Source organism: Pseudoflavonifractor gallinarum, assembly GCF_014982855.1.
In the GTDB taxonomy this organism is placed as follows: domain Bacteria; phylum Bacillota; class Clostridia; order Oscillospirales; family Oscillospiraceae; genus Pseudoflavonifractor_A; species Pseudoflavonifractor_A gallinarum.
This window is the reverse complement of sequence record NZ_JADCKF010000018.1, coordinates 23670-30197: the sequence shown is the minus strand read 5'-3', so window position 1 is coordinate 30197 and position 6528 is coordinate 23670. Positions and strand designations below refer to the sequence as shown.

The 6528-nt window shown below is 49.1% G+C and carries 9 protein-coding genes; 7 read left to right on the top strand and 2 right to left on the bottom strand.

The window, feature by feature from the left end:
- Window positions 1–227: 227 nt before the first annotated feature.
- From INF37_RS15020 to INF37_RS15010, 3 genes are all read left to right on the top strand, one after another.
- Complete coding sequence (locus tag INF37_RS15020; protein ID WP_021903912.1) at window positions 228–428, top strand: hypothetical protein; 201 nt, start codon at window positions 228–230, stop codon at window positions 426–428.
- Window positions 429–537: 109 nt separating this feature from the next.
- A complete protein-coding gene (locus INF37_RS15015) occupies window positions 538–711 on the top strand; it encodes a hypothetical protein (RefSeq protein ID WP_193539281.1) in 174 nt (57 codons plus the stop codon).
- Between the two features lie 84 nt (window positions 712–795).
- A complete protein-coding gene (locus INF37_RS15010; protein ID WP_118682143.1) occupies window positions 796–2277 on the top strand; it encodes a recombinase family protein in 1482 nt (493 codons plus the stop codon).
- A gap of 17 nt (window positions 2278–2294) precedes the next feature.
- Here INF37_RS15010 and INF37_RS16020 read toward each other — a convergent pair whose 3' ends face one another.
- A complete protein-coding gene (locus tag INF37_RS16020; RefSeq protein ID WP_193539279.1) occupies window positions 2295–2621 on the bottom strand; it encodes an HNH endonuclease in 327 nt (108 codons plus the stop codon).
- Window positions 2507–3181, bottom strand: a complete 675-nt coding sequence (locus tag INF37_RS15000) for a hypothetical protein (RefSeq protein ID WP_193539277.1) — start codon at window positions 3179–3181, stop codon at window positions 2507–2509. Before INF37_RS15000 ends, INF37_RS16020 begins: the two co-directional genes overlap by 115 nt.
- A gap of 1087 nt (window positions 3182–4268) precedes the next feature.
- Between INF37_RS15000 and INF37_RS14995 the strand changes: the two genes are divergently transcribed.
- From INF37_RS14995 to INF37_RS14980, 4 genes are all read left to right on the top strand, one after another.
- Window positions 4269–4805 (top strand): PadR family transcriptional regulator, encoded by a 537-nt coding sequence (locus tag INF37_RS14995; protein WP_186964421.1) that lies wholly within the window; start codon window positions 4269–4271, stop codon window positions 4803–4805.
- Window positions 4805–5218 (top strand): YjdF family protein, encoded by a 414-nt coding sequence (locus INF37_RS14990; RefSeq protein WP_193539276.1) that lies wholly within the window; start codon window positions 4805–4807, stop codon window positions 5216–5218. Before INF37_RS14995 ends, INF37_RS14990 begins: the two co-directional genes overlap by 1 nt.
- 5 nt (window positions 5219–5223) lie before the next feature.
- Window positions 5224–5421 carry a cysteine-rich KTR domain-containing protein gene (locus tag INF37_RS14985; RefSeq protein WP_186964419.1) on the top strand — a complete coding sequence of 66 codons (198 nt, stop codon included), beginning with the start codon at window positions 5224–5226 and terminating at the stop codon, window positions 5419–5421.
- A 407-nt stretch (window positions 5422–5828) separates the two neighbouring features.
- Window positions 5829–6251, top strand: coding sequence for an RNA polymerase sigma factor (locus tag INF37_RS14980; protein WP_186964386.1), 423 nt, complete (start codon window positions 5829–5831; stop codon window positions 6249–6251).
- Window positions 6252–6528: the final 277 nt, after the last annotated feature.

The following is a 6528-nucleotide window of genomic DNA, read 5'->3' as shown; positions in this document are numbered from 1 at the left end:
GTGCGCGGTGACTTCTCTCCACGGAGAACGAGCGACAAACACCAGCGCAGCAGGTGGGCCGGGCCAGCCCACGGCCACGATCCGCCATTGGACAGGCTGGCCGCCTGTCCCTCCGGGCCGCCGTTCCCCGTTGTGCGGGGATGCCGCGCTGAGTATGGTTGTCTTTGGACAGGTCAAGGAAACGGGCGCGGCACTCCCTAATTTATCAAGAAAGAGGGGAACGCTCTATGAACTATGATCCAGAACTGGCGGCCTTGCTCTCCCAGCCGTGGAGCAACGATGCCTGCCGGGGGTACGTCATCGCCGCGATGGAGCGGTGCGGCTTTAAGCCGTCCGACATTGAACAGGTGATGGTCGAGCTTTACGAGGTGTTCGACTATACCACTTTGCAGGAGGCCGAGGCTTACTACGAGCGGAGCCCCTACTAAGTTCTGGACACTTTGTCCAGAGGTACATATCCGGCCAAAGGCCAGCACTTTCCCGGTGCTGGCCTTTGCCATGTTTCAAGACATTCTTTGATTGTATGGGAGGGATTTTATGCAGGCACAGGTCAAATATGAAAGTGAAATCAAAACTGCTGTACTCGGAGATCGCACGATCACCGTTAGAAATCTCACCCCCGTTTTTTCCCCGCAGGAACAGGACAAGCGCAACCGCGAGATTGAGCGGCGGCTGTTTGACGTGTTCCGCAAATATGCCGGGCGGGGGTAGGCCAGAGTCATCCTTGTAGTAAGGGGGCGGCAGAGGTACAATATAATTGTAGGTTGGCTCCCGTTTAACGGAAGGGAGCTAATTATGGATAGTAGAATAGATGCAATTTATGGGCGGCAGTCGATTGACAAAAAGGACAGTATCAGCATTGAAAGTCAGTTTGAATTTTGCCGCTATGAGCTTAAAGGCGGTGAGGGTAAGGAATACAAAGACAAGGGCTACTCTGGCAAGAACATTGAGCGCCCCGACTTCCAGCGGCTTCTGCAGGACATCCGGCTGGGCCTGATTAAGCGGGTGATCGTCTACAAGCTGGATCGGATTAGCCGTTCCATCGTAGACTTTGCAAAGCTCATGGAACTGTTCAAGCAGTACGATGTGGAGTTTGTGTCCTGCACAGAAAAGTTTGACACTTCCACGCCGATGGGCCGGGCGATGCTCAATATCTGCATTGTCTTTGCCCAGCTTGAACGCGAAAGCATCCAGATGCGTGTGCAGGACGCTTTCTATTCCCGGTGTACCAAAGGCTACTATATGCGGGGCCGGACGCCATACGGTTTTGATACCGAGCCCATCGTCATGGACGGGATCAAGACAAAGAAGCTGGTGGAAAATGCGGAAATGGATTTTGCTGAGCTGATGTTTCAAATGTATGCGGAGCCGGGCAATTCCTACGGCGATATAACCCGGTACTTTGTCAAACACTCCATCAAGGTCTATGACAAGGCGTTGCAACGGGCCTTTATCTCTAAGCTGCTGAGAAACCCCGTTTACGTCCAGGCCGATATGGACATCTACGAATACTTCAAAGCCCAGGGCGTAAAAATCGAAAGTCCCCCGGAAATGTTCACAGGGGACAATAGCTGTTATCTCTATCAAGGGCGCGAGGGCGAGGAGCCGATCCTTGTGATTGCTCCCCACCAGGGGCGCATCCCCTCCCAGCTCTGGCTGACCGTTCAGCGCAAGCTCTCACAAAACACGACATTCCAGAATGGCCGGAAATGCCATAACACATGGCTGGCCGGGAAAATCAAGTGTGGGCGCTGTGGTTATGCACTAACTGCCCTGAGAGCTCAAAATGGCGTTGTTTACCTACGATGCAAACAGCGGGCGGACAATGGGAGCTGCGAGGGAGCCGGTACGCTGACCGCGCAAAGCATGGAGGCGTTTGTTTACGGCGAGATGGTTAAGAAGATGCGGAAATTCCACACGCTGAAAGGCGGCAAGGAACAAAGCTATAATCCGAAGCTGACCGCCGCCCGTGTCGCCCTGGCAAAGACGGAAAGCGAGATCGAGAAACTTCTGGACACTTTGTCCGGCGCTAATCCGCTTCTCCTGCAATACGCAAACACCCGCATTGAGGAACTGGATGCGGAACGGCAGAAACAGCTCCGGCTGGTCGCAGACCTCACCGCTAATTCTGTTTCCGCTTCACAGATTGACAGCATTACGGGCTATCTTGATGATTGGGAGTCCGTGAGCTTTGACGATAAGCGCAAGGTGGTTGATATACTCATATCACAAATTGACGCTACCAGTGAGAGTGTTACAATCCACTGGAAAATCTAAAACCTTTTCACTTGGCATTATGCCCTTGTAAAAAATAGTTTGATATATTCAGAAAACACGGTGCTATTTTGTATTTCTGGTTTTTTACTGATCACAACCCGCAGATCATTATCCAAGGAAAAGTACCCATTTTCAAATGCCTTATCATGTAATACACACAAACATAATCCATTTGAAGTCTGCCCACGCATATCTGGATTGTCAACCCAACGAGCGATATGAGAACCAATTAAAAATTGAGGATCATCAATATTACAACTTGGGAAACAACATTTAAAATGATAGTTTTTTTGACTGCTTCTGCAAATGCGTGTTGCCCTATGCGTTGTCGCACTTTCCTCCATATTTCGGCTGTAGATAACATGCTCGGAGTTGATGAGGAGAGTGTATTGTTCTCTTCATCCCATTTACTCAAAATGAACGATAACAGCTCTTCATCACACTTAGAAAGATATGCGCCATTTAAGCATTGTAGGCGTCCAGATTGGTAAACAAAGAAACGATTTGTTGGTGTACTTGGCAAGTTTTCTAGGTATGTTATAAGTTGCTCATGATATTTTGAGAAAACATTATCTAATTTAATGGGTTCTTTAAATTCTTGATAATCTTTAAGCAAAACTCGAAAATAGCTGGTCGCATAGTTCCATTTACCGGCTTCGGGAGGATGCTCTAAGGTTTCATGTCCATCTGTTGCGGCTACTGAATAACCCACAAATGTGGCTAAATGCCCTTTGCCTCGTAGGTGAATGATAATATCACCTTGCTGGACATCCAAAAGGTTTTTCCAGAATAACCAAGAACTCTTTTTATCCCCGCGTTTGTACGATGGAGACCATAAACATTTTCCAAATCCCCATTCTCCACCGCCATGTGTTTCATCTCGGCTCATTTCAATCCAAATCAAAAATTCACCCCCAGTGCTTTTATTGTACCAATAAAAATATCACATGTCACTGTTTTTCCGATTGATCTTTTTAAGTCGGTAAACTAGCACTTTTATTTCTTCACTTCGGGACAACTTGTCCCAAACTATTTTTTTTCACATGGCTCGGGTAGTATATCCCCCGTCGCCGCATATTGTTCAGAACAGCCGGGAGCTGCCTGGCAAGGGTGCATAGCACCGCCGTTATACGGCGGCTTGCCCTTGCCTGACGGCCCCGGCTGTTCTATTTTCTGGCGGCGTGACGGGGTATATCCTCCAGAGCCGCCCCCTTTCCCAAGATTGGGAAAGGGCGGGGGGATAGGGGGAACATCATGGAGGTTTTACTTATGAATTTTACCAACAGCCCCTATGAGCGCATAATGAAAGAAGTCCCTCGTTATGAGAAGCTCACCACACAGAAGGCTCCGGAAGGATCGCCTTGTGCGGGGGGTTCTTATTGGAGGGGGATTACCTGTGTTTTCTGCTACTGGAAGTGCTTCAAAGAGCAGAGTTAATATGTTAGTATTTGGCCCTAAACGACGCCCAGTTTGCAAGGGGTTCCGACCACAACTTTGACGGGAGCAATATGATTTCCTTATCCATTCTCGATTATCTCAAATACTGCTAACATTTTGTTCCGGAGCAGCGGAGGCGCTGCGTGGAAAATTAAGCTGTAAAAACACCCCATCTGCAAGGGTTTGCAGGCATAGTTTTGAGAGGCAATGCAATTTCCTTACTTGCTTATTTTGGACGAAACACTTTCCACATCTGACGAACTGGGGACGGTTAAGCCCATCCACCAGCATTTCTCTTTGGGACAATTTGTCCCAAAGTTAAGGTCCTTGGGCCGCAGACAATTACATCGGGGCCCCGCCGAAGCCCGGCGCCAGCGGGTTCGGCGGGGAGAGGAGGCGCAGCAGAGCGAGTGAGAAATCGGCTTTAGCCGGTTGCGAAAGATGCGGAGCTTGCGCCGACAAGGGTTTGGGGAGGCTCCCCAACAAGCGTTTTTGCGGCCCTCTCTGGGTGCAAAAATAGCAAGTATATTTTATAGTAAAGGAGGATGATATGTATGTCGTCCATCGATTTGGTGATTCTGGGGATTGTGCTGGAAAAGCCCCAAAGTGCTTATGACATTCAAAAAGATATTGAGTACCACAATTTCTCCCGCTGGACAAAAATCAGCATCCCATCTGTCTACAAAAAGGTGCTCCAATTAAAAGAAAAAGGCTATCTTACGAGCGATGTGGTAAAGGGAGAGCGGTTTGCTGAAAAGGCAATTTACTCGATTACCGATGCCGGGAGAGCCTACTTTGAAACGCTGATGGACACTATCGCTGAACAGAATGTGCCGCTTACCTTTGACTTCAATGTGGTGATTACGAACCTCAACAAAATGGATCGCCCTCATGCCCGAGCCCTTGTCAGCAAGCTGCGGAAAAGTATTCTTGCATCTGCGGAAAAAAACGAGGGGTATGCACAGCAATATGCAGACATTCCCTTGGTAGGCCGGACAATCTTTGACCAGCAGCGCCTTTTGTATCAAGCGCTGTTAGCATGGTTGGATTCTTTTTCGGCCCAGTTTTCCGAAGAGGGGAACGCCCCGTAATGGCACGAAGTACCTTAACGGTATTCTTTGAAAATCCATTTTGGGTCGGGGTCTACGAGCGTGTTGACGGCGATCGATATGAGGTTTGTAAAATTACTTTTGGTGCGGAGCCAAAGGACTATGAGGTATGGGATTTCCTGCTCAAAAATTGGAGCAAGCTGAAATTCAGCCCACCCATCAAAGCTGAACGAGTTGAGGAGCGGAAGATAAATCCTAAACGGATGCAGCGGGAGATCCACAGTAAGTTGCAGGAGCCCGGGATTGGTACAAAGGCACAGCAGGCATTGAAATTGCAGCATGAACAAAACAAATTGGAGCGTAAAACCATAAGTCGTGAGCAGCGGGAAGAGGAAAAAGAACGGCAATATGAATTGCGCCAGCAGAAAAAGCGGGACAAACATCGGGGCCGCTGAAAGGGGTGAGCAATACGGAAAAACGAGATTGGATTTTATGCCCGGCGTGCGGCAGCAAAACACGCCTACAAATAAGGGAAGATACCGAACTGATACACTTTCCTCTGTACTGTCCCAAGTGCAAGAAAGAGTCATTGGTCAATGTAAAACAGCAAACGGTATTGGTTATCAAAGAGCCAGACGCTTTGACGCAGAGCCGATAACACAGGAGCGAGTCCTGATGTTGTCGGCTTTTTCATGTTTATATCGCTTTATCATCTGCCCGGCGGCAGAAAAGAAAAAAACCGCCGTGGGCAGACCATTCACTATGCTCTAAGGCAGGACACGGCGGTATCCGGGAGGTATCACCGTGTCCTTTTTCTTTTTCCATCCGCCTAATCTGTCAAAAAAAGCCCGTCCGCACTATGGGGACAGTCCGGCAGCGGATACGAAATATGGCAGTACCTAAATGAATTTGTCGTTTCATACGCTTGCGTGTCGCCTTGCCACGCAGGCGCTTTTCATTTTCTCTACTTTGGGACAAGTTGTCCCAAAGTAAGGCCTCGCTGTCGTTCTCCACCACCTCCGTTCAGATCGCCTACTCACAAAAATCTGAACGGAGGTACATAAGATGACTACCATCAATCTCAAAGACTTTTACCCTTGGTACACCCAGGATGAATATATTGAAGTTTCCGATGAAGTGGCGGAAGAGCTGAGAGCCAACAAGCGGTATGAGGCCGCCTATCGACGCCGTGTGACCCGCAACAAAGCACAATACTCCTTGGACTGTGACGATGGGATCGAGTATTCCGCCTGTGTCTTTGAACCGTCCCCGGAGGAATTGGTGCTGCGGAAGGAACGGCTGGAAGTGCTGTGTCATGCGCTCAATTCTCTGTCCGAGAAGCAGGGGCGGCGGGTAGAGGCCCGTATTCTCGATGGAAAGAAGCTCAAAGAGGTTGCCGAGGCAGAAGGTGTCACCCTTGATGCCGTCAGCGATTCCGTATTGAGAGGACTTACAAATATGAGAAACTACCTGAAAGAAAACTGGTAACCATCCCCCGCATTAGCCTGATTTCTGTCCTTGGTATATGAGAGGATACTTTGGGACAATTTGTCAAAGCCCTTTCATGAGGGGAAGGGCCGAGGGGCGGCGCTCCGGCGTCGTCCCTTGGCCTGTTATTCATTTGGGAAGGAGGTACAATGGCGGACATCCTCTTAAACTTAAAGCCCATACTGGCGAATTTGGAATGTGGCGACATCCTTAACAAAGTGGTGGGGCGGAGGTACAATATACTTGGAAATACTGATTGTCCGACACCCGAGGAAGG

What these genes read in the sequence shown, in the direction of transcription:
- INF37_RS15010 (WP_118682143.1), top strand. Translation starts at nt 796, where the DNA reads ATGGATAGTAGAATAGATGCAATTTATGGGCGGCAGTCGATTGACAAA.
- INF37_RS15015 (WP_193539281.1), top strand. Translation starts at nt 538, where the DNA reads ATGCAGGCACAGGTCAAATATGAAAGTGAAATCAAAACTGCTGTACTC.
- INF37_RS14980 (WP_186964386.1), top strand. Translation starts at nt 5,829, where the DNA reads ATGACTACCATCAATCTCAAAGACTTTTACCCTTGGTACACCCAGGAT.
- INF37_RS14990 (WP_193539276.1), top strand. Translation starts at nt 4,805, where the DNA reads ATGGCACGAAGTACCTTAACGGTATTCTTTGAAAATCCATTTTGGGTC.
- INF37_RS14995 (WP_186964421.1), top strand. Translation starts at nt 4,269, where the DNA reads ATGTCGTCCATCGATTTGGTGATTCTGGGGATTGTGCTGGAAAAGCCC.
- INF37_RS16020 (WP_193539279.1), bottom strand. Translation starts at nt 2,621, where the DNA reads ATGGAGGAAAGTGCGACAACGCATAGGGCAACACGCATTTGCAGAAGC.
- INF37_RS15020 (WP_021903912.1), top strand. Translation starts at nt 228, where the DNA reads ATGAACTATGATCCAGAACTGGCGGCCTTGCTCTCCCAGCCGTGGAGC.